We start from the raw sequence: 23,222 nt of genomic DNA, 5'->3' as shown, positions 1-23,222 counted from the left end.
ATCTAGGCCACACGAACCGATTGCGACTCGGTCCCGGCTTCGGCCGTCATCATCGCCGACAGGACCGCGCCCTTGTGCGGGAAGGGTGCCGCCGGAACCGGCCGTTCGAGGAAGCCGGACAGTTTGTCGAATCCTTCGCCGGAACAGATATCAATGATCAGAAGGTCTTCCGGCCGATCCTTGAAATACTCCATCACCGAACGGACGTGCTCGTCATAGACGTGGGAGAAGCGGTCCGGATCGAAATTATAGCAACCATAGACCGCGGCGCGCAGGAATTGGCGCATCCGCAAATGGATGCCCTCATCAGGATCATCGAAATCCTTGAAGGCCGGGCGGTTGTACCAATGCCGCGAACAGGAGGCGAGCCAGTCATCCTTGTCGCGCACGGTCAGGATGAATTTGCTGCCCGGATAGAGCTTGTCGAAATGCGGGTAGAAGGGAATGGTCGTGATGTCTGTCAGCCCGTCGAGATCGCGCAGCAGGGTCAGGTCATATTGCGCGTTGGACAGCTCGATATAAGTGTCCTCGTCGATCGGATAATGCGAGCAGTCGAAGCCGAGCATTTGCAGGGCACCCGTCAGGCTGCGCGTGCCGGTGCGGCTGAGGCCAAGGCCGAAGACTTTCGGCTTCTGGGCGCTCTGGCCGTAGGCAACCCGGCCGCGGTTTTCCACCAGCCAGGCATCCAGTTCCTGGCGCGTGAAATCGCCCTTTTCCTCAAGCCCCATGCGCGCGATCTCGGCGCTGGCATGCTGCGGCAGGGCCTCGATGAAATCATGCACTTCTGTCGGTGTCGCCGAGGCCGGCACAGACTTGCGGGCGAATTCGACCGCGTGGCGCGCCATGGTCAGATCGCACATCTCCCCGTCTTCGGTCTTCCAGGCCCGCATCGCGCGGGTCAGGCGTTGCGCCTGGATCTTGGTGCGGCTGCGCAACTGGCGCAGGGCGTATTTCATGAAGACATGGTGATAGGACTGAAAATGGTCGTGCAGAATGTCGAAATTGCGGAATTGCTTGCTCGAGCCCATTGGCTTCATCGCCAGATTACGCAGGCGCGATTCCGGACGCAGCACGTATTTCAGATCATTCTCGGGCACTTTCGTCGCCGCCATCGCCCGCACCACATCGATGCGGGTGATATGGACACCGCAATGCAGACGGCCGCGGAAACGGTCGCTGACATAGGCGTCGACATAGGGCGCATCGCAGGCATCGATGAAGGCGCGCATATCCTCCAGGATCAGGCAGTCGGCATCGACATAGACGACGTAATCGCAATCATGCTCGATCTGGAGCATCTGATTGACGCATTCGGTGAAGGGGCGGACATCGTCGAGGACGAAGGTGTTTTCCGGCCGGATATGCTCCTGCGCCAGGGCCAGGGCGACGTCGCGCGTACGCTCGTCAATCTGCCGGAAAACCAGGTCAACTTTTGCCATAATATGCTTATGCTCCAACACAGAACTGCGCGTTCAACGATCCGGCCAGGTCTTCAAACAAGGCCAGATGCGCGGGATCAAGTTCCTGCTTCCATCGCAGATCGAGTTCAATTCCGCCGGAATGATTCTCGTAATAGGCACTGGTGCGGTCCGTCAGGCTGACAAAAGCCTCGTCGGGATCGTCAAACCGCGTTTTCGCGGCGATAAACTGGGTGCCGCTATTGCCGCCCAGCACATGGTGCGACTGTTCGGCGAAACGCAGCATGGCAGGTTCGAACCCGATCTGCAGCAAATCGCAAACGCGGCGCACCTCGGCCTCGGTCCGGGTCGACAGGTTTTCATAGCTGATCTGCAATTTGGGGCCCTCAAACCGGTCGAACAATGCCTTGCTCAACGCCATTTTGCCCATCCATTGCAGGATCTGCGCCTCGGCGCCGCGATCGGGATATTTGCGGATCCGTGAATTGACGACGGCCCGGCCATCCCGGGTGAGAAAGAGAAGGAAGGCCTGTCCTCCAGCCTGGTTCATCTCGGCGGCACGCGCTTCGATCCAAGCCTCATCTTTTGTCGAATCGATGATGACTGTGCGATGAACGTGAGCGGAAATCTGTTCATAAAGCGGGCGCTCGCGGTCCCAGCGAAAGCCGGCCCAGACCTCGCAGCCTTCGCCGCAAATCTTGCAGACCCGCTTGCGCAGCGGCTTTTTCTCGTCACCGAGATTGCGCACCTTGGCCCCCTCACCGGCGTAGAACGCCTGTGAGTGGCTGCCCAGAATCATGCCCAACAGCGTCGATCCGGAATGCCCGGCACCGCACATCAGCACTGCCTTGAGCTCGTCAACGCGATTCATGCGACCCCCTTGATCGGCCAATCCAGCCCTTCACGGACCGATTGTCCCTGATCGGCGATGTGGAACTCCAAATCCTGCCCCACTGCAAGAAAAATTGCATCTCCACCTGCCAAACCTGGCGAGCAGCCGAGAGCGGCATGCTGCCACATGGCATTGCCTCGCGGTCGCACTATACCGGATACTCACATCGCATGCGGAGAAGAAATATGTCCCGAATTCTGTTGCCTGTCCTCGCCTCGCTCGCCCTGCTTGCCTGCAGCGATGGCGCAGACCCGGCCGCGTCAGGCGGCACCTCCGCCGCAGCGCAATCAGTCAGCGCAGACCTGACCGCTCCAGACGCTGCACCGGTTGAGCAGGCCGTCGCCCTGGCCACATCGGGTCCGGACCTGGCCAATGGGCAACGCCAGTTTCGGCGCTGCCAGTCCTGCCATACACTCAATGAGGGTGGTCGCCATACAGTCGGCCCCAATCTGCACGATGTGATCGGCCATCCTGCGGCCAGTGCGGCCGGCTTCAGCTATTCGCGCGCCCTGCGCGAGGCGGGCCTGACCTGGGACCTGGAAACGCTGGACGCCTGGATCGAAAATCCGCGTGAACTCGTACCGGGCAACCGGATGAGCTTTGTCGGGTTGCGCAATGCGCAGGATCGCCGCGACGTGATTGCCTATATGGCAGCGACGACCGCCCAGGGCGACTAGAAGCGGCGCCAGACCGAGACGAAGAGCGCCCGTTCCTCAATCGTATTGCGTCCAGACGGCGTCATCGTCGCGCCGAGATGGCATTCAACCGCCCCGAACTCGCGGCCGACCGATACCTGCAATTTGTGTTGCTCGAACTCGGGGGCCCCGGGCCGGGCCGCATCCAGACTCCAGACGGAAAACGACTGGGCCAGCACATGCCAGCGCCGGGCCGGCTGCCAGCCCAGGGTGAGATCAAGCCGCGCCTCATCTGAATACACGCCATCGCGCTGGCGATAGGCAAGCTGGGCGTCGGCGAACCCGTCATCGGCGACGTTTGCGCCCCAGAGCGCCCGGACCTCCCAGGCATTGCCACCATCGCCCAGCGGTTGATTGGAGATATTCTCGCCCTCACCGGGCAGCACCGCCATCGCCTGGAGCGAAACGACCTGCCGCGCGCTGGAATAGAGCGCGCCGCGCAAGCCGATCTCGGTGGCCGCGAAGCCCTGGGCGCTATCGAAATCGGGGCCCCTGCGGCGCTCCACAGTCTGCCACGCCGCCCGCGAGACCAGGGTAAAACGATCACTCAGCCCGTATTCGAGATAGAGGGCGAGTTCATCCTTGTAGAAATACCCGTCATCGCGCCGCTCCCCCGCATCATCGAAGGACAGGTCGGCGCGATCAAACAATGTCGTGGTTATCATCAACCCTTCGCCGCGCGCTTGCGGCCACGCCCCGGCATTGGCGGGGGACGTGGCCGCGAACAGCGCCAGCGCCAGGATCAGGCGTCGAAGCCAGGACTCTCCCGGCGAACCCGGTCGAGCAGAGCCGCCCAGGCGATTTCCTTGAAGAACTCGTTGCCCGCGATCTCCGAGGACTGGCCAAACACGCGATCCTGCATCTTCTGATCCCATTCGATCAGCTCTCCGCCAGCTTGCGCCATCACCTGGATACGGCACGCACGCTCCAGTAGGTAGATGCGAATATACGCGCTAAACGGGTGATCGCCAACCGACAAGGTGCCATGGCTCGACAGGATCATCAGATTCTTGTCGCCCAGATCGGCGACAAGCCGCTCTTTTTCGTCGGCTTCCAGCGCGATGCCTTCATAGCCATGGTAAGCGACGTCATTGTAAACATTCATGGCCAGCTGCGAAATCGGCCTCAGACCACCCTTCTGGGCTGCCACCGCAACGCCGGCATCGGAATGCAGGTGCAGCGCGACATGCACATCCGGCCGGGCCGCGTGAATGGCGGAATGAATGGTGAAACCGGCCGGGTTGATGCCATAGCGTGACGGCGGAAGCACATTCCCCTCAAGGTCAACCTTGACCAGATTGGACGCGGTCACATCCTCATAGAGGAGGCCAAAGGGATTGAGCAGGAAATGCTCTTCCGGGCCTGGCACGCGCATCGAGATATGGGTGAAGAAGAGATCATCCCATCCATGCATCCGCACCAGGCGATAAAGCGCCGCCAGGTCGCAGCGCGCTTTCCACTCTTCGGCCGAAACCTGATCCTGAACCGACAGCGTCGTTTGATCGTCCATACTTGTTACCTCCCGCAAGGTGTTGCCGTTTTATGTTTTTGTGAGGGCAATCATCCGATGCCGGGCGGGTTCGGTCAAATGTCCTTTGCCAGCCGCAGGCCGGAAAACTGCCAACGCGCCTGCGGCGGGAAGAAATTGCGGTAGGTCGGGCGGATATGCCCTTGCGATGTTGCGCAGGATCCGCCCCGCAGCACGTACTGTCCGCTCATGAATTTGCCATTATACTCGCCGACCGCACCGGCCGCCGGCCGATAGCGCGGATAGGGCGCATAATCGGACCGGGTCCACTCCCACACACCGCCGAACATCTGACGCAGCCCACTACCCGGCTCGCAGACATCGGGATGCGCCGACCAGCCCGGCATCGCGAAGCGGCCGTCCGGCCCCGCGCCACGCTGGGCGGCAAGCTCCCATTCGCGCTCCGAGGGCAGACGCGCGCCGGCCCATTCGGCATAGGCAGCCGCTTCATAGAAACTGAGATGCGCGACCGGAGCATCCGGCTGCGGCGCCGCCTCGCCATGCAAGGTAAATTGGCGCCACGCCCCGTCGCGCTCATGCCAGTAGAGCGGCGCCTGCCAGCCCTCTGCATTGACCCGGGCCCAGCCGTCCGACAGCCAGAGCGAAGGAGTGCGATAGCCCCCATCATTGATGAAGGCGGCATATTCCCCATTCGTCACCGGCCGGTCCGCCAGTGCGAAAGGGGTCAGCAAGGCTTCGTGACGCGGACCTTCATTGTCGAACTGGAAGGGCAAGCCCTCGACGCCGAAGGCAAACAGCCCGCCATCAAACCCGATCCAGGAGGCGCCTGCCTCATCGCTCGCCGCGCCGCGGCCGGTTTCCGGGAATGCCTGCGGCGCAAACGGATTGTGCGACAGCACATGTTTGATATCGGTGAGAATGAGCTCCTGATGCTGCTCTTCATGCGCCAACCCCAGACGCAACAGGGGTTCGAGCCGTTCAAGCGGCTCTCCTTCAAGGCTCGAGAGCAGCCGCGTCATCGCTTCGTCGACATGCCGGCGGTAGCCCAGCACGTCGGCCAGTCCGGGCCGGGAAAGGAAACCGCGCTGGTTGCGCGGGTGACGCTCTCCGATCGCGTCATAGTACGAATTGAATAAATAATTATATTCGCAACTATATTCCCGATATCCCTCGAGCTCCTCCAGGAGCAGGAAAGTCTCCCAGAACCAGCTGGTATGGGCGAGATGCCACTTGGTTGGGCTGACATCGGGCATGGTTTGAATCACCATGTCCTCACAGTCGAGACGCTCTACCATTGCTTGTGTATTCGCCCTGACGCGCGAATATTCAACCAAGAGTATTGGTTCGGACACGTCCTTCACTGCCAGTTGCCTCCCGGCTCAGCCTCATTAACAAGTTTTCAAGGCCGATCAGCCTTAATGCTACACAAGAACAAGCAAACTCATGCCAGGTCCATGGTCAGCAACTCTGCACAAGCTATAGCCCAACTCGCACAATTGCGAGACCCCTCCAAGCGCCAACAGCTTGCGATGGGGGTCACGGATATGTGCCTGGCACAACCGCTGACGCCGACCGCCGAACCCGTCGTCGGCGAGTTGCTGATCACGCTTTCCGGTGCGATCGACGGCCCGACCAAACTCGCCATGGTGGAAAAGCTCGCGGCATCGGATTGGGCACCGCATTCCGCGATCCGGCATTTTGCCTTCGACGAAATCGATATCGCCTGCGTCGTTATTCGCAAAAGCCCGCGCCTGACCCAGCAGGACATGATCAGCCTCGCAGAAACCGGCTCGGTCGACCACAGGCGCCATCTTGCGAGCCGGCCCAATCTCGGCCTCGCCGTGACCGATGTTCTCGTGAAGCCGGGCGAAGCCGTCATTCTTCGGGCCCTGGCCAATAATAACACGGCCCAGATCAGCGAGTCGGCGCTCGACATCTGCCTGACCGTCGCCAAGGACCATATGAAGCTGCGCGAAGCGCTGGCCCGGCGCCACGACCTGCCAGCTGAATACGCGACACAGCTCTGCATCATGTTGCCGGAAAACTGGCGTGAGGATTTGTACCGGCGCTTTGGCCTCGACAAGGAGTATGTCGAAGGCCTCGCCGTCAAGGCTGCCTTGAGCGCGACCTCGGCCGGCGTGGACGACGAGGCTGTCCGGGCCATCGACGCCGCCGAAAAGTCCGGAGCCCTGACGGGCAAGTACGCGCTGACGGCCCTGCGCGCCGGCAAGCCCGCAGTGTTTGACCACGCGGTCGCCCGGCTTTGCGGTTTGACGCCGGCACAATGGCGCGTGGCGCTGGCCATGGGCGGCGTGCGCGCGGCTGCCATGGCCTGCCAGGCTTGCGGTCTCGATCGCACCGACTACCCGACGGTTCACCGGGCGCTGCAACGCGGCGGCCGCATGCACCAGCAGCTCGAGGGCGAGGCCATGAATGCGGCCGCCAATGTCTTCCGCATGTACGGGCCGGAGAAAGCTGCCAACACCTTGCGTCAACTGGGAAGCAGGTCTTGAATACGCGCCGGTCATAACGGACGCTCCCTTGCCCCCTACACTCGCTTTTCTCGCCAGCCCTCGCCCCGATGCCAAGGCCGCCAAACTCCGGCTGGAGCAGCAATACGGTCATGTCGATCTGAAAGAGGCCGAGATCATCGTCGCACTCGGCGGTGACGGGCTCATGCTGGACGCCCTTCATGCGGCGATGAAGTCGGGTGCCAGCGTCTATGGCATGAATTTCGGCTCGGTCGGCTTCCTCATGAATGAGTTCCGCGAAGACGATCTGTTCGCCCGCCTGGCCGATGCCGAGCACGCCCGTCTGCACCCGCTCCGCGCCACCGGCGAGGATGTCTATGGTCACCCGTTCCAGGCATTGGCGATCAATGAGGTCTCGCTGTTGCGGGGCACGCGCCAGACCGCCAAAATCCGCATCAAGATCGATGGCCGTGCCCGGATGGGCGAGTTACAGGCGGATGGTGTCCTGGTCGCGACACCGGCGGGCTCAACCGCCTACAACCTGTCGGCCCATGGCCCGATCCTGCCATTGAACTCGAAGGTCCTGGCGCTGACGCCGATCAGTGCCTTTCGCCCGCGCCGCTGGCGTGGCGCCCTCCTGCCGCATAGCGCCAAGGTCGGGTTTGAAATTTCCGAACCCCGCCTGCGCCCGGTGCACGCCGTTGCCGATAACCAGGAATTCCGCGAGGTGAGCTGGGTGGACGTTGTCGAGGCGGATGATGTGACGCTGACAATCCTGTTCGACCGTGGCCGCGATCTGGCGGAGCGGATCCTGGCAGAACAGTTTGAAAGTTAGCCCTGCTTAGGGCGGTGTTAAGCACCAGACGGTACAGTCTCGGCAAGTAACCCAATTCGCACCTGCACCGGCGAGACGATACAAATGGCGCTCGAAGCTACCCTGTCCCAGACCCGTATTCTGGTCGTGGACGACAATGCCGCACTGCGGGGCGTCCTCCGGGTCTCACTGCAGGCTTTCGGTTGCGCGAAGGTGATCGAGACCGGTTCGGTGGCGCAAGCCCTCGACATCCTGAAAACACAACCGGTTGATCTGGTCATCACTGACTGGAAAATGAAACCGCGCGACGGGATCGATCTTGTCAGCAGTATCCGCTCACCGGTTTCCAGCCCCTGCCCCGGCCTGCCGGTCATCATGCTGACGGCCTATGACGGCACCGACAAGATTCGCCAGGCGCGCCGCGCCGGCGTCAACGCCTTCCTGATCAAGCCCGTTACCGCCTCGGCCCTCGCCAGCTGCCTGCGCGACGTACTGACCGGTGACCAGGGCTTTGTCGAAACCGATTCCTATGTCGGCCCTGAACGCCGGGAGACCGACCGGTCTGACCTGCCCTGTTCGGCCGTCCAACTCACCGCTTCCCACTAAGAGGATCTCACGCATGGCCAAGATCAATCCCGATGTCGAAATGATTGCCGCGCCCAATATGCTACAGATCAAGATTGGTGGGCCGATCGGGGCCGCCGACCTGCACCTGATCGAGAAGGCGGACAACGCCCTCAATGATATGCGGTCGGACTTCGCGCTCTGGCTCGAGGATGAGGTCGAAAAGCTTGAGAAGTCGGCGAGCATTGCCCGCAAGGAAGGGCTGAAGGGGTCCGAAGGCGAGGAGCTTTTCATCCGCGCCCACGATTTGCGCGGCCTCGGCTCGACCTATGAATTCCCGATCATCACCCGCATCGCCTCATCAATGACCAAGATGATCGACATGCCGGAAAAACGCGCCGTCGCACCGATCGGCCTCGTGCTTGCGCATGTCAATGCGATCCGCGCGGCCCTGGTGCAGAATATCCGCGACAGCACCGATCCGGTCGCTGCCGAACTGGCTGATCAGCTTGAAATCATGGCAGAAGAATTCGCGGCGCCCTGGAAGGACGACGCTCAGCCAGCCGCGGCCAGAGGCTGAGCGTCTTCGGCGAACCGCCGCAGCATGTAATCCAGATCTTCCTCGGGAATACCCTGGAACCGCGTAATGGCCCGCTCCGCCAGCACGCGGCGGAAGTGTTCACGGCTCTCGCCGTCATGGGGCATCTCGGTGGAATGATACACGTCGAGCCCGGCCCGGATCGCCGGATAGAGGCGCGGCGGCATGCCGGTCCGGTCATAGATCGCACGCAGGCCCAATGGCCCGGCATCATGAACCAGCAACCAGGCCTTCGCGTGCGGCAGACCCGACAATTCGGCGAAAGCATGCTCGACAAACGCCACATGACCGCGGAACAGGGCCCGCAGGATGAGTGATGGCGTCAGCCGGCTGTTCATCCGCAATTGCTGTACGAAATGCTTCGGATCATGTGCCAGTCCGGCCTGGTCCACCAGATCGACCGTCGCACGCTCACGTGCGCCCTCGGCGATCTCGACCGCGAGCTGCGGCGGCAGGGCATGATTCTTGACGAGACGGTCAAGCGCCTGGTCGCTGATGTGCGAAATCAGGCGTTCGGTGATGTCCAGCGGAAGGTGGGAGCGGGCGACAAAAGCGTCCATCACCGCCTGGCATTCGCAGAATTCACTGAAGGCCCGCTGATAGGCCGCTTCATCGAATTCGGCCCCGTCATTGGACGCCGCGATCCCGACCGCACCCTCATCCTTTGAATCGAGAATTTCGTGCACGACGATCGCCGACACCTGGTCGCGGGCCGCCACGGCGCAAAATTTCGCCGAACTCGCCCCGTGAAGGATTTCGATCAGGTCTTCATCGGTCAGTGAAGGCGAGGATAGCAGCACAGGAGCAGCAACAGAGTCGACGTCTGACGCGAGCTTCACGGCAATGTCGCGCGGCAGGTTAGGCGACTGGCGCAGCGTCACCGCCAACGCCCGCCGGACCAGCTCGGCAGCGTCGCGCGCGATCAGGTCAAGAATATCGCGGGCCGCTGCGCGCTCAACATCGGACAGGCTCGCAGCGTCGATACGGTGACAGATCTTGCGCGCCGCCAGGGCTCGCTCTTCATCCGTTTGTCCTCGCACCAGGCGGCGGACATCGGTTTCAGTCAGGCGATTTCGCAGCGCTACGACGGTCATGGTTTTCCCGAATTCTTTCAGAACTTAATGAAGCTTAACGCCGACATGCTTAATGAAAGCTTGTCGGCACTCCACTCTGTTTACGTTTCACGCACACGTCCTGCGGCCGGAGCGTCCAGCGAAGCGAGTATCTCCATCAGGGCCGGGGACAACTCACCATCGCCAACACGCTGGCTGCCCGGATTGACACGTCCGGCATACAGTCCGCCCGGCGCACCCGAGCCAACCCTTGGCGTAACCGGCTGGGCAGGGCCCGTATCCGGCAGGCTGACGACCGGCCGCTCCCGGGTCAGCGAAGCCAGCACCTCACTCGCCGAACGCGGCCGCGACCCGTCATAGAAGATCGGCCGATTGGCCTGCGCAGCCTGGGGAAACAGTTCGTCGGCCCGGATCCCGGGCGAACGTTCTGCGGCAGCAATCAGGCCTGCTGCGCCATGGGCGCCGAGAAAGTGCGCGGCATAAAGCTCTCCGCCAGAGGCAGGACGGCCCAGTCGGGATTCGATGACCTGCGCATTCTCCGAAGCCAGTTCACCAGCCATACGGGCGGCGGTTTCCGGGTCGAAACGAAGGTCGAGGATTCGCGCCCGTTCAGCCGGATCGGAGACAGCCAGGCGGCCGCCCTCATCCCGGGTAATGGATTGTGCCGCATCGCCATGCCCGTGCTCGGCGCCATGGCGCTGCATCACACCCAGCCAGGTCTGCTCGATAAACTGATACATCCCCGCTGCGCTGGAGGTCGAAGCCTGCGCGCTGGCGTCGAAATTGCTTTCGCGCGCCGCCGTGCGCAGCAGAAAGTTGAAATCTGTGCCGGTCTCCTGCGCCGCCTGACGGATCAGACGCGTCGTGGATTCCTGCTGGCTTACTTCAATCGGGCTGACCACGTCAGACCTCCGCAATTTTGCTGAATCGATTCGTGGACAAGCATCGCGCCCCTTCGCCTAACCGCGCGTTAACGATGATATTGCTTGCTGACGCGCATAATGCACGTTAAAGATGACAGGCTTGCTCGCGATCGCAAAAGGCAATCCGCTCGCGAAAAACATCAGGAAGCGGGAGTTGAAAATGAAACGAACGCATATCACCGTCGCCGCCGCACTGACGGGCCTGCTGGTCCTCAGCGCTCCGGCAGCTGCAGAGCGCATCCGCCTTGTCAATATCACTGGCTACAGCGTCATTGATGAGGAACATCTGGTCCTCAATGGAGGCCCGAATCGTCACCACCTTGTCACCATGCGCAGCCGCTGCGCGGGCTTGCGTCATGGCGTCGAAGTCGGCCTCAGCTTCCCGTCGACGACGACACTCTACACGCCCTTCCTCGAATATGTTTCAACGCGCGAGGACAGTCGTTGTGCCATCGACACGATCGAGGCCGTCGAGAGTGTCGATGCCGCGCGCGCACTGATCGAACAACGCGCAGCGGAAGAAGCCGCAGCTGGCTCGGACACCTCCGCGCCGATCCGGTAGTACGAACACAACCAGGCCCGGTCGGGTCCGCATCTCGACACTCCCCATCAAAGGGGCAGAGTTTGCGGTCGGCCGGGATTGGTGCAGCGCTCAATAAAAGCGGCGCATTTGTCGGTAGCCATAAAGCCTCTGTAAACCGCTACGCCGATTAAGGGTTTGCTAACCGCGCTTGTTAGCATCGCCTTACATTCAGAGCCCCATGATTGATCCAAGACGCCAATAATTTTTTTGGACAGGATCGACATGAAAAATTTCCTTCTGCAGACAACGGCCACGCTGATGCTGACGGCCTCCGCAGGCTCGATCCTCGCCCCCGCCGCCCTGGCCGGGAACGGATCAGGCCCCGGGGCGTCAGGGGACGACGCACAATTCGTCCTGCCCTACCATGGGGACATCAATCCCTTCCATGGCGACATCAACCCGTTCCACGGTGACATCAACCCATTCTACGGCGACATCTCGCCATTCTGGGGCGATATCAGCCCGTTCTGGGGAGATATCAATCCATTCCACGGGGATATCAGCGCCTTCTGGGGCGATATCGACCCGTTCCATGGCGACATTAATCCCTTCCATGGTGATATTGATGCCTTCTGGGGCGATGTCGGCCCCTTGTGGGGTGATATCGACGCCTTCTGGGGCGATATCGACCCATTCACCGGAGATTCGGCCTCCCTGGCAGCCCAGCTGGAAGGCCTGTTCGGTCAGGCTGAAACAGTCTTCGGCGCGTCCATCGAAGCGCAGACCGGACAGTCCTTCCGCAATCACTTCCTCCAGGACCTGCTGGTCCGCCACGGAATTGATCCGAGCGCCCCGGACTCCCTGGAACAGGTTACGGCGCAGCAGCGTTCCGCCTTCTTCCTGGCCTTCTATGATGGCCTGATGAACTTCTCCGGCACGGATCGCTTCGACCACTGGATGCCGGCCATCAACTGGTCCCCTGCACTCTCACAGGCCGCCGGTGGCGGTGATGGTGTTCTGGTCGGCCTGCTCGACTTCAGTTTCCAGAGCGATGACGGCATGGATGTCCGGACATCCCATGGCGAACGCGACTATCTTGACTTCAATCATGGTGCGGCCGTCGCCAGTCTGATCGCTGCGCCCCATGATGGCAGCGGTGTGATGGGCGTCGCCCCGGACGTGACCCTCCGCACCTATAATCCATTCGATGAAACGCTGAGCACGAATTGGGCTGATGTTCGCTCCGGTCTGCTGAAGCTGGCCCGCCCGGGCCCTGATATCATCAACATGTCGCTCGGGCTGCCCGGCTGGACCCTGCATCAGCAATGGGGCACCATTTTCAGCGACAAGCGCGTCGCTCGTGCGACCGATGACGTCCTGCTCGTCGTCGCCGCCGGCAATGACGGCGTCAGCCAGACCGCTGACCTTGACTGGACAGGCGTATCCACCCTGAGCAATTTGATCATCGTCGGGTCGGTCAATCCAAATGGCGAAATCTCCTCCTTCTCAAACCGCCCCGGCACGGCGTGCCTGACGGTGCGCGGACGATGCCGGGACGGCAACCGGCTGATGGACCGCTTCCTGGTCGCACCCGGCGAGCTATTGCTGGTCTCTGACGGCTCCGGTGGTGTCACGCGCCTGTCCGGAACCTCCTTCGCAGCGCCGCTGGTCACTGGCGCCGCAGCGCTGGTGCTGGGACGCTGGAACTGGCTCGAGGCTTCCGACGTGGCTGATGTGCTGTTGTTCACGGCCGAAGATCTTGGCGCACCGGGCGTCGACGAAGTCTATGGCTGGGGCATGCTCGATATCGACGCCGCCATGTCGCCGATCGACATGACAAACCTGGTCCATCTGGAACGATCCCGGCGCAGGGGTTACAGCGAGCAATCGATCGATGTCATTTCGCTGGCCAGCGGGCGTCTGTCATTCCGCTCGGCTCGCGACAACTCGATCACCGTTTTTGAGCCAATCGGCGATACCTATCGCGACTTCGAAATCTCGGTTGCCGATCTCATGTTCGATGATTCCAGCCGCGACCGGAATATGCGCGCCAATGCCGAAACCTATCTGCGCGAACGCACCTGGTGGCTCGTCAATGGCCGACAGTTCAACGATACCGGCGAAACCAGCTACCAGCTCTCGGCAGACGGCCGGATGCAAATCACCAGTGTCGCCGCGGCGGCCGATCCACGTGCACCGGTCTCGAGCAGCGGCCTGCCATTCCAGACCGGTGTGAATTTTCGAGACACCGAGACCGGACGAGAGTTCCGCCTTGGCGCCGGCGAAGGCGCCATGGCCCTGAACCCGCAGGACGGTTTCGGCTTGTTCTCTGATCACCGACCTGAAACGGGCGGCGTCAATCCAGTGCTCGGCTTCGCTTCCGGCGGTGCCTATGCGATGTCGACCATCCCTCTGGGAGATCGCACACGGATGGCTCTGGGCGTCACCACCTCGCAGGATGAACGCCTGTTCGTCAACCCGATCAGCGGCGAGGAGCAAGCCCTCGTCGAGGGCGTCGCCGGCTATCAGGCGACCGCATTCCTCGCCAGCGTGTCGCATGAGTTCAATGACAGCCTGACGGCTCATATGACCTATACGAGCCTGAATGAAGCAACGGGTCTGCTTGGCGCCCAGGGCAGTAGCGGCCTCGGCCTGGCGGGCGGAGCCACGACGGACGCCCTGACGGTCGGCGCGGAGACCCGCCTGCCCCTGGCGGTGACCCTGAGCAGTTCTGCTACCCTGGCTCGCACCCGCTCAGTCAACTTCGACGACTCCCTGCTGAGCCTGCCGGACGGCACTGTTTCCAGTGCATTCCAGCTGACCGCACGGCGCGACGGGCTCTTCACCTCTGTGGATGCCGTGCGCTTCAGCATTATCCAGCCCCTGCACGTCGAGTCCGGCGCGCTTGAATATAGCTCGACCCGGATTGTCGACCGCGAAACAGGCGAACTGGGCCCCGACCTCCAGCGCTGGGAATTGGGTGGTGAACGCCCCCTCTTCGCTGAAGTTCTTTACGCCACCCCGATGTTCGACGGCCGCGCCGATCTAAGCCTCTTCACCCGTGCTGAACTGGCCGGGGAAACATCGGCCCAGGATGTAGCCGGCATGGCGAGCGGCGCACGGTTCCGGCTGGAATTCTAACCGGCAGGCCGAGATTTCGCAGAGTAAGGAACCGCCGTCTCAAGCCTTTGAGGCGGCGGTTTTCTCTTGCCAGCTCAGGCCGCGCGCGCCTGCCCAGGACCAGTACGCCCGTCTTCGCGTGAATTTAACTATTCCACTTCAAGTTTGTAGCCTGACCAGACCATCCGGCCGCAATCAGGACCGCAATGCCCCGCGCCAGAGATCATCGCTGCTACCACACCGCTCGCAGGTCTGACCTGCAGCCGCATTGTGCCTTGCCGGTCTCCAAGAGCGGAGCGATTCTGAAATGATCAGGCATCTCGCGGTCACAGCTGTCAGCGCACTCTGGTTGCTGGCCAGCCCGGCTCAAGCCCTGCAAGCGACCTCCGAAATTTTGGTGGTTGAAGCGGCGACATTCGAAACGGAAATCGCGTCGGCCCGGGCGAATATGATGGGCGACCCGAATGCCGCACTGGCCCATATCAACCGCGCCGAAGCCATTCTCGCAGCACGCCCTGACCCGGGCGAAGTCGACAGTGAACTTGCCACGGTCCTGTGGTTGAAATCTGAAGCGCTGACGCGTCTGGGACGCCCCGTCGAGGCCCGGCCGATCGCCCAACAGGCATTGGCCGAGCTCGGAGCCGATCCGGCCCCAACCAAACTTTTCGCAGACATCCTCGTTTCGCTCGGCCGCATCTACAAAGTGGTCAGCGAGTACGGGCTGGCGCTGGAGAACTTTCAGAGCGCCTATGAGGTCTATCTAGAAATCGGCGATACGCGCAGCGAGTCGATTGTGCTTCAGTCGATTGGCTCAATTTACAATGACGCGCATCAATACCGGCGTGCCGAGAGTTACTATCTCGACGCAATGAACCGTCATCCCGGCGACCCCGCGCTCGATCTCGCCGCCAACAACAATCTGGGCAATGCCTATCGTGAATTGGGCGAATACTACGAAGCGCTCGACCGCTTCCAGCGCGCTTACGCGATTGCCGCAGAAATGGACAGCGACACGCTCCAGGCCCGCATTCTCAACAATATTGCCTCACTTCAGATCGTTTTCGGCGAGCTGGACGCCGCCGCAACGACCATAGACAATGCCTTTGCGATCATTGGCGATGTCGATGGCAGCGAGTGGACACGCTTTCTCTGGGGGACCCGGGCGCAGATTTCTCTGGGGCGCGGCGACCTGCCAAGCGCCCGCAACGAGATTGACCGGACCTTTGACGGTGTCTCGATCGCGGGTACGACGCATAGCTTCACCGAGTTTCACGCCGCGGCTGCCGACATTTTCCAGACCCTGAACGATGCCGACGCGGCCCTGCCGCATCTGCGCGCGTTCAAGCGCCTTGATGACGAGGCGCGTGATGTCGCAGCCTCGGCCAACACAAGCCTGCTGGCTGCCCAATTTGACTTCGCCCAGCAAAATCTGCGGATCGAACAACTTCGCCTTGAGGGTTCGCAACAGGATTTGCGCCTGGCCAACGCCCACGCCCGGCAACGTCTCATCGCAGTGAGTGCCCTTCTGGTGCTCTCGATAGCCATACTGATGCTGATCTTCATGCGGCAGCGCGCGTCCCGTGAGCGCCAGCTGGTGCTGGAGACCGCCCTCTATCAGGATGTTGAAACCGCCCTGCCCTCACGCCCGGCGGCCGAACGCGCCATCGCCGAACTCGCCGCCAGCACCGGTGGTCCTGTCACGCTGATCGCCCTCGGCATCGAACGGTTCAAACATCTGAAGATCGCCCTGGGTTTCACCCGGTCCGCTCAGCTCAAAATCGCGATGGCCGAACGGATTCGGGCCAATCTTGGCGCCGAAATGGTCGCAGCCTTGGGTCCGGACATGCTCGGCATCATCATCGCCGTTCCGGACGCCAGCGCGGTCCTGCCGGCGGCCGACCGGATCCGGGTCTGCTTCAACAGCCCGATCACACTCGACGGCGTCGATATCGACGTGGCTGTTACAGCAGGCCTGTATGCCGGCACGGTTGGCGAGGAATGCGTCATGAAAGCTGTGATCGCAATTGATCAGGCCCGGGCCATGTCCAGCGCTGCCGCGGTGTTCGACGCCGAGCAGTTTGGTGACCCGGACCAGAATCTGACGCTGATGAGCCGGATGATCCGAGCGACTCGCAATGGCGATATGGCGATGCAGTATCAACCGAAATTGCACCTCGCATCAGGCACATATCTGGCTGCCGAGGCCCTGTGTCGCTGGACCGACCCGGAACAGGGCGTCATCTTCCCCGATCATTTCATTCCCCTGGCTGAAGAAACCGGACACATTCGCGAATTCACGCTCTGGTCGATCGAACAGGTCGTGCGCGATCAACAAGCCCTGTGGAAGGCCGGTCACGAAATCAGCCTTGCGGTAAATATTTCCGGCTCGCTCATCTCGGACCCGGATTTCGCGGAACTCGCCCTGCACATCGCAACCCAGGGCCCTGAGCGCATTTCCTTTGAAGTCACGGAAACCGCCGCGATGCAAAATCCCGAGCGGGCCCTGGCCAATCTGGAGAAATGGGCGGCAGCGGGTATCAGGCTGGCGATTGATGATTATGGTTCCGGTCTGTCATCATTGGCCTATCTGAAAACCCTGCCAAGCCACGAGCTGAAACTCGACCGCGCTTTCGTCACCCACATGGCCTCGTCACAGCGCGACCGCATGCTGGTCAAGTCGACCTCGGATCTGGCGCATGGTCTTGGGCTGGAAATGACGGCGGAGGGTGTTGAAACGCTCGAATCCCTGGCCCTGCTCAAACTGATGGGTTGCGACTGGGCCCAGGGGTGGGCTTTGGCCAAGGCAATGCCTTTGAATTCACTAATTGAATTTCTCGAAACCCACGCGCAGACGGCAATTCCGGATACCGCTCCGGGTGCCGAACAGAACACGTCGCAACAGCCTCGCTGACCCGACAAATACAGGTTGGGTGGTCGAAAATGGTACCGCCTCCCCGAATTGAACGGGGGACCTCTAGATCCACATTCTAGCGCTCTAACCAACTGAGCTAAGGCGGCACCGGGCACGCACCTGTTGCACAGGGCGTGAGGCGCGGGAAACTAGCGCCACCATCGTGCGGTGGCAACCATGCAATCAGGCCATTTGCAGGCCTGCTTCATCCCGCCTCAAACATAGCCCCGCGCAGCCATATGCGCGCGCATCGCCTCGATCCGGTGTTCATCGGACGGGTGGGTCGAAGCGAATTCCAGCTGGCCGCCCTGATGGGTGGTCGACATCGCGATCCAGAAGTCGATCGCCTGGCGCGGGTCATAGCCGGCAGCGACCATGTAATCGACGCCGAGACGATCGGCTTCAAACTCGTGCTGGCGCGAATAAGGCAGGATAATACCGAGACTTACCCCCATGCCGAGCGCGGCACCGAGCTGGTCGCTATAGGCAATGTCGGCATTGCTTGTGAGCGCTGTACTCACCAGGCTCATACCGATCTGGGCGGCCATCTGCTGGCTGGCACGTTCAGCCGAGTGGCGGCCGGCGATATGACCGATCTCATGGCCCATCACGGTGGCGACATGATCGTCAGTCTCCATCAAATCCAGAATGCCCTTGTAAAACCCGACCTTGCCCGTGGGCAGGACCCAGGCATTCACGGTATCGCTGTCAAAGACCACGAATTCCCAATCCAGATGAGTTTGGCCGGAGGCATTGACGATCCGCTGCCCCACGCGGTCGAGCCGGCGGGTATAGGCGGGATCGCGCGAGACACGCTCGCGCTGCAGGCTTTCGCGCCAGGCCTGGGCCGATAATTGCGCCAGCTGTGAGTCGGAGACCAGCATCAGCTGGCTGCGCCCGAGGGCCGCATTTTCGGCACAGCCGGCGATAAATGGAAGCATCGTCCCGGCGGCCAGACCCATCAAAATTTCGCGGCGGCGGATCAGTTCTGTTAGTTTGCCCTTACTCATCCTCAACTCCCCCTTCGGTTTTCCGTCAATTGACCGTAAGACTATCGTAGCGCTGCCATTCCGTCTCGCCCGAAATCGGCGGGAATGGTGATCGCGCGGCATCTGCAAGTAACCGGCCTGGAGTCCGCTACCATGACACGCCTGCTGCAAGTCATCTTCGTCCTGATCGTGCTCGTCATCGGTGCGGCGATCATCATCCCCTTCGTCCTGCCACCTTCCTTCTATCAGGAGCGCGTCCGGCTTGCCGCCAGCGAGGCCCTGCATCGCGATGTCACGCTGGATGGCGAGCTTGAACTTCGCCTTCTGCCGCGCATCGAGATCCGGGCCAGCAATGTCTCGATCGCCAATGCCGAGGGATTTGGGGATGCGTCGTTTGCGGAAATGGGTGAAATGCGGGTGGCCGTGAAGCTGGAGCCACTCCTGTCGCGCCGGATCGAGATTGCCGAATTCGTGCTGATCGACCCGGTGATCCGGCTGCAGCAGCGCGGCGGGCGCAATAACTGGACGATGGCGGAAGCTGGGGATACGCCACCGGCGGCGACTGGGGGCGATGGCGGTTTTCGCCGGCCCGGCGCCTTGCCGCTGGAAGCCAGTTTCGGCGATGTCCGCATTGAGAACGGCACGATCAGCTATTCCGATGGCGATCAGAGCCATGACATCACCGGCCTCGACCTCGCCATGGGTCTTCCCTCCCTGGACGGTCCGATGCAGCTGGACGGTGCCCTGAGCGCCAATGGCGAGCGCATGAGCTTCAGCGCCCGCATCGCCTCGCTGCGGGGCTTCTTTGAAGGTCGCGAGACCGGCCTGTTGTTCGACCTGGGCGGCAATCTGGTGACCGCGCATTTTGACGGCAATTTCCGCGAATCTGCTGATCTGTCCGTCGATGGCGCCTTCAATACAACCGTGCCCTCGATTCGCAATCTGGCGCGCTTTGCCGGCGTCGACATGCCGCCGGGTGACGGCCTGCGCCGTTTCAGCACCAGCGGCCGCATCGCCGGAGACCCGGCCCATATCGCCCTGACGGCCGACGCCATCCGGCTCGACGACATTGCCGGCTCCGGCCGCCTGACCGTCAATCTGGAAAATGCAAAGCCGCGCCTCGACGGCGCGCTGAGTCTGGCAATTCTCGACATCACCCCGTATCTGCCCGAGCCGGCTGCAGAGCCTGCCGCCGACCCGGCCGGCATTGCCCCCTGGAGCGAAGCTCCGATTGACCTGGCCGGACTCGGCCTCGTCGATGCCGATTTGCGGCTCAGCGTCGGGACGCTGAAATTCGGCGAGATCGAGGTCAGCGAGACCGAATTGCGCATGCGCGTCCTCAATCGCCGGCTGGAAGCCAATCTAACCCAGATCGCGCTCTACGAGGGACGCGGCACGGCCGACATCGTCGTCAATGGCCGCTCGCGCACCCCCTCCTATTCGCTGCGCGCTGACCTGACAGGGCTTGACGCAGAACCCTTCCTCACCGCCGTCGCGGGCTTTGAGCGCTTGCGCGGAACGGGGGCCATGGAACTGGCCTTCACCAGTTCCGGCGCGAGCCAGGCCGCCATCATTCAAGGTCTGGCCGGCAATGGTCAGTTCAGCTTTTCCGATGGCGCGATCACCGGCCTCAACGTGGCCCAGACCATCCGCAATGTTTCCAGCTTCGTCTCCGGCAATGGCAATAGCTCGGCCGGCGATTCAGAAACGCCGGCCGCCACGGGCGAGAGCGCAGAGACGGATTTCAGCGCCCTCACCGGTACATTCACCGCCAACGCCGGACGCATCAGCAATTCCGATCTTCTGCTGCTCAGCCCGCTCCTGCGGATCACAGGGAGTGGCTGGGTAAACCTGCCCGAACAAACCGTGGATTACCGCCTGCAGCCACGCGCCGTGGCCTCAATCCAGGGACAGGGAGGCGATCGTGACCTGCAGGGGATCACCGTACCGGTGCGAATTCGCGGTGGCTTCAACAATGTCAACATCGGCGTCGACACCGAAGCCGTGGGTCAGGCCCTGCTCACCGGCGCCGTCAGAAACGCGCTGGGCGGCTCGAGCGGTGACGCAACGACACCGGAAGACGCTGTCCGCAACACCCTGCTCAACGCGTTGGGTCTGGGTGGCAGCAGCGAGCCCGCCGGCGATCAGCCGGAAGGCAGTGAGGAACCCGCCCAGCCCCAGGCCGAGGACCCGGCTCAACAACTCCTGCGTGGACTGCTCAATCGTGGACGCAATACGCCGCCACCCGACCCCGCGCCCGCCGAAGACCCCGCAGACGGAAATGGCAATCGCTGATCGGGATCGGAGCCGGGTGCCCAGCCACCCGGCCCCGACGCCTGAATGCCCCCTGAACACGGTTGTGCAATTGAGTTCAGCTTTCCTGCGCCATGATTATCGCGATACACTCACCATCCTGTACTGACGGAGATCACCGATGAAGATACGCTATCGACTGACGGCCATGGCCGCTCTGCTACTCGCTGGCGCCACCGGCGCTGCAAGTGCCCAGGAAATCATTCTCTTCGACCAGCCCAATTTCCAGGGCCAGAGCCTGACAATCAATCGGGCGACAAGCGATCTGTCCGCGATGCGCTTCAATGATCGCACGAGTTCCTTCCGGATCGTGTCGGGTCAGTGGGAGTTTTGCGTCGATTCCAATTATTCCGGTGGCTGCTTCACCTATACGAGCAGTGAGGCCCATCTCGGCCGCTATGATAACCTCTACACAGGCGTCCGCCCAGTCGCGCCGACCCAGACCAATCCGGGCCGGCCCGGCCGCGGCAATTCCCTCACACTTTATTCCGGACCCAATTTTTCCGGTCGCGCCGTCGTTGTCACCGACTCCCAGTCCGATCTGAGCCGGCTTGGCTTCAATGATGCCACCCAGTCGATCCGCTATAGCGGGCGCGGCAGCTGGCGCGTCTGTGATGATTCCAATTTCCGCGCGGCCTGCATGCAGGTGAATGGTGATCTCCCCACCATCCCTGGCGGCCTGGCGGGCCGGATCAGTTCGGTGGAACCGGATTATAACGGCAATCCCGGTGGCCCGCGCCCAGGCGGTCCGGGCGGGAATTACGGACCACAGCCGCGCAATGGTGTCTGGCTCTTCGACGGTGCCGATTTCACTGGCCAGCGCGTCGACGTCCAGCAGGACACGACCACCCTGGAACGGGTTGGCTTCAATGACCGTGCCGATAGCCTCGCTGTTGCCCGCGGCGAGACCTGGCAGGTCTGCGAGCATGCGGACTACCGCGGCCGCTGTGAGTATTTCGAAGGCGACAGTGTCGAGGATCTGACGCGCTACTACCTGCGCAATACGATCTCCTCGCTGCGCCGCGTGGATGGCGCCTATGGCCACCCCGGCAATGGTTACCCGGGACCGGGCGGCGGCAACGGCTATCCCGGCCCCGATAGCGATCGCGGCATGAATGTGCGCGGTGGTGTGCGCGGCGTCGATGCCGCCTTCTTCGCCCGGCCGGAAGTCAACGGTATGGGCATTGACCGGTGCCTTGGCGAAGGTGGACGTTTCTGCGACGAGGAAGTCGCCCGCCGCGTCTGCCGGTCGGCCGGCTATAGCCGGGCGGCCCACTTCTCCGTGGACCGCTACAGCCGCAGCCGCACCTGGTTTATTGGCGCCAACCAGGAGTGCCGCGCAGGACGGTGTGAACCGATGGTCGACCTGCTCTGCACGAACTGATCCGCAACAGCGCGATGGCTGAGCACAGAACGCCGTCCTCTCCCGGGGGCGGCGTTTTGCTGTCTGCGACAGCGCAAGGTCCAATCACCCGTTTCGTCCCGGCGCAAAGCGGCGTATATTGGTTACAAACGAAACTAAATCTCGCTCAGGATAACCGCCATGCCCGTCAATGATCCCGTCGTCGCCGAACAAACTCCGGCTGCGGATTTCACGATCGAGCAGAAATGGGATCGCTATTCGACCGAGGAACACGCCATCTGGACCACGCTGTACGAACGGCAGATGAAGATCCTCGGCAACCGGGCCGTCCCGGAATTCTTCAAAGGCCTGGAATTGCTCAACCTGAATGAAGGCGGCATTCCTGACTTCCGGCGCATCAATGAAAAGCTGGAAGCTCTGACCGGCTGGACCGTGGTGACTGTGCCCGGGCTCATCCCGGAGAAGGAATTCTTCGAACACCTCGCCAATCGCCGCTTCGTCTCGGGCCGTTTCATTCGCGATGGCGAGAAACTCGACTATCTGCCCGAGCCCGATATTTTCCACGACGTCTTCGGCCACGTCCCGCTACTCAGCCTGCCGGTTTTCGCCGACTATATGGCCGCCTATGGCCGCGGCGGGCTGCGCTCGATCGGCTTCGATGCCATCAAGCAGATTACCCGCCTGTACTGGTACACAGTCGAGTTCGGCCTGATCAACACGCCCGAGGGGCGACGGATCTATGGCGCCGGCATCGTCTCATCGCGTGCGGAGTCGATCTTCAGCCTCGAAGCGCGCTCGCCCAACCGCATCCATTTCGATATCGAGCGGATCATGCGAACCGATTACCGCTATGATGATTTTCAGCAGAGCTATTTCGTGATCGACAGTTTCGAGGAATTGATGGAGGCGACCTATCAGGACTTTGAGTCGATCTATCAGCGCCTGCGCGGTCAGAGCGACCTCAAGCCATCCCAGATCATCCAGGGCGACAAGGTGTATAGCAAAGGCAGCCAGGAATATGCCCTGGCCGGCGGGCTGCTGAAACAGGCCGCAGCGCTCTAGGGAG

General features: G+C 61.9%; 20 protein-coding genes and 1 tRNA gene. 11 read left to right on the top strand and 10 right to left on the bottom strand.

Features of this window, described 5'->3' with window-relative positions; translation table 11 throughout:
• Positions 1-2: 2 nt before the first annotated feature.
• Positions 3-1,439 (bottom strand): sulfotransferase family protein, encoded by a 1,437-nt coding sequence (locus tag BLT42_RS11085; protein ID WP_091770764.1) that lies wholly within the window; start codon positions 1,437-1,439, stop codon positions 3-5.
• Positions 1,440-1,446: 7 nt separating this feature from the next.
• A complete protein-coding gene (locus BLT42_RS11080; RefSeq protein ID WP_091770762.1) occupies positions 1,447-2,289 on the bottom strand; it encodes a sulfotransferase in 843 nt (280 codons plus the stop codon).
• Positions 2,290-2,495: 206 nt separating this feature from the next.
• On the opposite strand from BLT42_RS11080, the gene BLT42_RS11075 reads away from it, so the two are divergent.
• Positions 2,496-2,987 carry a c-type cytochrome gene (locus BLT42_RS11075; RefSeq protein ID WP_091770760.1) on the top strand — a complete coding sequence of 164 codons (492 nt, stop codon included), beginning with the start codon at positions 2,496-2,498 and terminating at the stop codon, positions 2,985-2,987.
• Here BLT42_RS11075 and BLT42_RS11070 read toward each other — a convergent pair.
• From BLT42_RS11070 to egtB, 3 genes are all read right to left on the bottom strand, one after another.
• Positions 2,984-3,670 carry a hypothetical protein gene (locus BLT42_RS11070; protein WP_143024119.1) on the bottom strand — a complete coding sequence of 229 codons (687 nt, stop codon included), beginning with the start codon at positions 3,668-3,670 and terminating at the stop codon, positions 2,984-2,986. The genes BLT42_RS11075 and BLT42_RS11070 overlap by 4 nt on opposite strands.
• Positions 3,671-3,747: 77 nt before the next feature.
• Positions 3,748-4,515, bottom strand: coding sequence for a class II aldolase/adducin family protein (locus BLT42_RS11065; RefSeq protein WP_091770756.1), 768 nt, complete (start codon positions 4,513-4,515; stop codon positions 3,748-3,750).
• A gap of 74 nt (positions 4,516-4,589) precedes the next feature.
• On the bottom strand, positions 4,590-5,846 hold the full coding sequence (egtB, locus tag BLT42_RS11060) for an ergothioneine biosynthesis protein EgtB (protein WP_233342446.1): 1,257 nt from the start codon (positions 5,844-5,846) through the stop codon (positions 4,590-4,592).
• A gap of 192 nt (positions 5,847-6,038) precedes the next feature.
• On the opposite strand from egtB, the gene BLT42_RS11055 reads away from it, so the two are divergent.
• The 4 genes from BLT42_RS11055 (at position 6,039) to BLT42_RS11040 (ending at position 8,923) form a co-directional block, all read left to right on the top strand.
• Positions 6,039-7,007, top strand: coding sequence for a DUF2336 domain-containing protein (locus BLT42_RS11055; protein WP_176780338.1), 969 nt, complete (start codon positions 6,039-6,041; stop codon positions 7,005-7,007).
• 28 nt (positions 7,008-7,035) lie between these two features.
• On the top strand, positions 7,036-7,800 hold the full coding sequence (locus BLT42_RS11050; protein ID WP_233342445.1) for an NAD kinase: 765 nt from the start codon (positions 7,036-7,038) through the stop codon (positions 7,798-7,800).
• A gap of 84 nt (positions 7,801-7,884) precedes the next feature.
• The gene (locus tag BLT42_RS11045; RefSeq protein WP_091770751.1) at positions 7,885-8,385 is read left to right on the top strand and encodes a response regulator; all 501 of its coding nucleotides are present in this window, start codon (positions 7,885-7,887) and stop codon (positions 8,383-8,385) included.
• 13 nt (positions 8,386-8,398) lie between these two features.
• The gene (locus BLT42_RS11040) at positions 8,399-8,923 is read left to right on the top strand and encodes an Hpt domain-containing protein (protein ID WP_091770749.1); all 525 of its coding nucleotides are present in this window, start codon (positions 8,399-8,401) and stop codon (positions 8,921-8,923) included.
• Here the strand turns inward: BLT42_RS11040 and BLT42_RS11035 are convergent.
• Both BLT42_RS11035 and BLT42_RS11030 read right to left on the bottom strand, forming a co-directional pair.
• On the bottom strand, positions 8,899-10,035 hold the full coding sequence (locus tag BLT42_RS11035; RefSeq protein ID WP_091770747.1) for a SpbR family protein: 1,137 nt from the start codon (positions 10,033-10,035) through the stop codon (positions 8,899-8,901). The two genes, BLT42_RS11040 and BLT42_RS11035, sit on opposite strands and share 25 nt — an antisense overlap.
• 80 nt (positions 10,036-10,115) lie before the next feature.
• Positions 10,116-10,916 (bottom strand): hypothetical protein, encoded by an 801-nt coding sequence (locus BLT42_RS11030; RefSeq protein WP_091770745.1) that lies wholly within the window; start codon positions 10,914-10,916, stop codon positions 10,116-10,118.
• 181 nt (positions 10,917-11,097) lie between these two features.
• Here BLT42_RS11030 and BLT42_RS11025 point away from each other — a divergent pair, with 181 nt between their 5' ends.
• Entirely contained in the window at positions 11,098-11,499 is a 402-nt protein-coding gene (locus tag BLT42_RS11025) for a DUF6491 family protein (protein ID WP_143024117.1), read from the top strand.
• 47 nt (positions 11,500-11,546) lie between these two features.
• Here BLT42_RS11025 and BLT42_RS15010 read toward each other — a convergent pair whose 3' ends face one another.
• Positions 11,547-11,744: a hypothetical protein gene (locus tag BLT42_RS15010; RefSeq protein WP_143024116.1), complete on the bottom strand. Its 198-nt coding sequence runs from the start codon at positions 11,742-11,744 to the stop codon at positions 11,547-11,549.
• Here BLT42_RS15010 and BLT42_RS11020 point away from each other — a divergent pair.
• Both BLT42_RS11020 and BLT42_RS11015 read left to right on the top strand, forming a co-directional pair.
• Positions 11,743-14,601: a S8 family peptidase gene (locus BLT42_RS11020; protein ID WP_091770741.1), complete on the top strand. Its 2,859-nt coding sequence runs from the start codon at positions 11,743-11,745 to the stop codon at positions 14,599-14,601. The two genes, BLT42_RS15010 and BLT42_RS11020, sit on opposite strands and share 2 nt — an antisense overlap.
• 286 nt (positions 14,602-14,887) lie before the next feature.
• A complete protein-coding gene (locus BLT42_RS11015; protein ID WP_091770739.1) occupies positions 14,888-17,491 on the top strand; it encodes an EAL domain-containing protein in 2,604 nt (867 codons plus the stop codon).
• A gap of 30 nt (positions 17,492-17,521) precedes the next feature.
• Here BLT42_RS11015 and BLT42_RS11010 read toward each other — a convergent pair.
• A tRNA-His gene (locus tag BLT42_RS11010) sits at positions 17,522-17,598 on the bottom strand.
• A gap of 108 nt (positions 17,599-17,706) precedes the next feature.
• A complete protein-coding gene (locus BLT42_RS11005) occupies positions 17,707-18,501 on the bottom strand; it encodes a M48 family metallopeptidase (RefSeq protein ID WP_091770737.1) in 795 nt (264 codons plus the stop codon).
• 132 nt (positions 18,502-18,633) lie between these two features.
• On the opposite strand from BLT42_RS11005, the gene BLT42_RS11000 reads away from it, so the two are divergent.
• The 3 genes from BLT42_RS11000 (at position 18,634) to phhA (ending at position 23,218) form a co-directional block, all read left to right on the top strand.
• Positions 18,634-20,775: an AsmA family protein gene (locus BLT42_RS11000; protein ID WP_176780337.1), complete on the top strand. Its 2,142-nt coding sequence runs from the start codon at positions 18,634-18,636 to the stop codon at positions 20,773-20,775.
• 139 nt (positions 20,776-20,914) lie between these two features.
• Positions 20,915-22,177: a beta/gamma crystallin-related protein gene (locus BLT42_RS10995; RefSeq protein WP_091770733.1), complete on the top strand. Its 1,263-nt coding sequence runs from the start codon at positions 20,915-20,917 to the stop codon at positions 22,175-22,177.
• Between the two features lie 159 nt (positions 22,178-22,336).
• Positions 22,337-23,218 (top strand): phenylalanine 4-monooxygenase, encoded by an 882-nt coding sequence (gene phhA, locus BLT42_RS10990; protein ID WP_091770731.1) that lies wholly within the window; start codon positions 22,337-22,339, stop codon positions 23,216-23,218.
• Positions 23,219-23,222: the final 4 nt, after the last annotated feature.

The sequence above is a fragment of the Maricaulis salignorans genome, assembly GCF_900103475.1.
GTDB lineage: Bacteria > Pseudomonadota > Alphaproteobacteria > Caulobacterales > Maricaulaceae > Maricaulis > Maricaulis salignorans.
The sequence above is the reverse complement of the archived record's forward strand: the minus strand, read 5'-3'. Positions and strand labels throughout refer to the sequence as shown.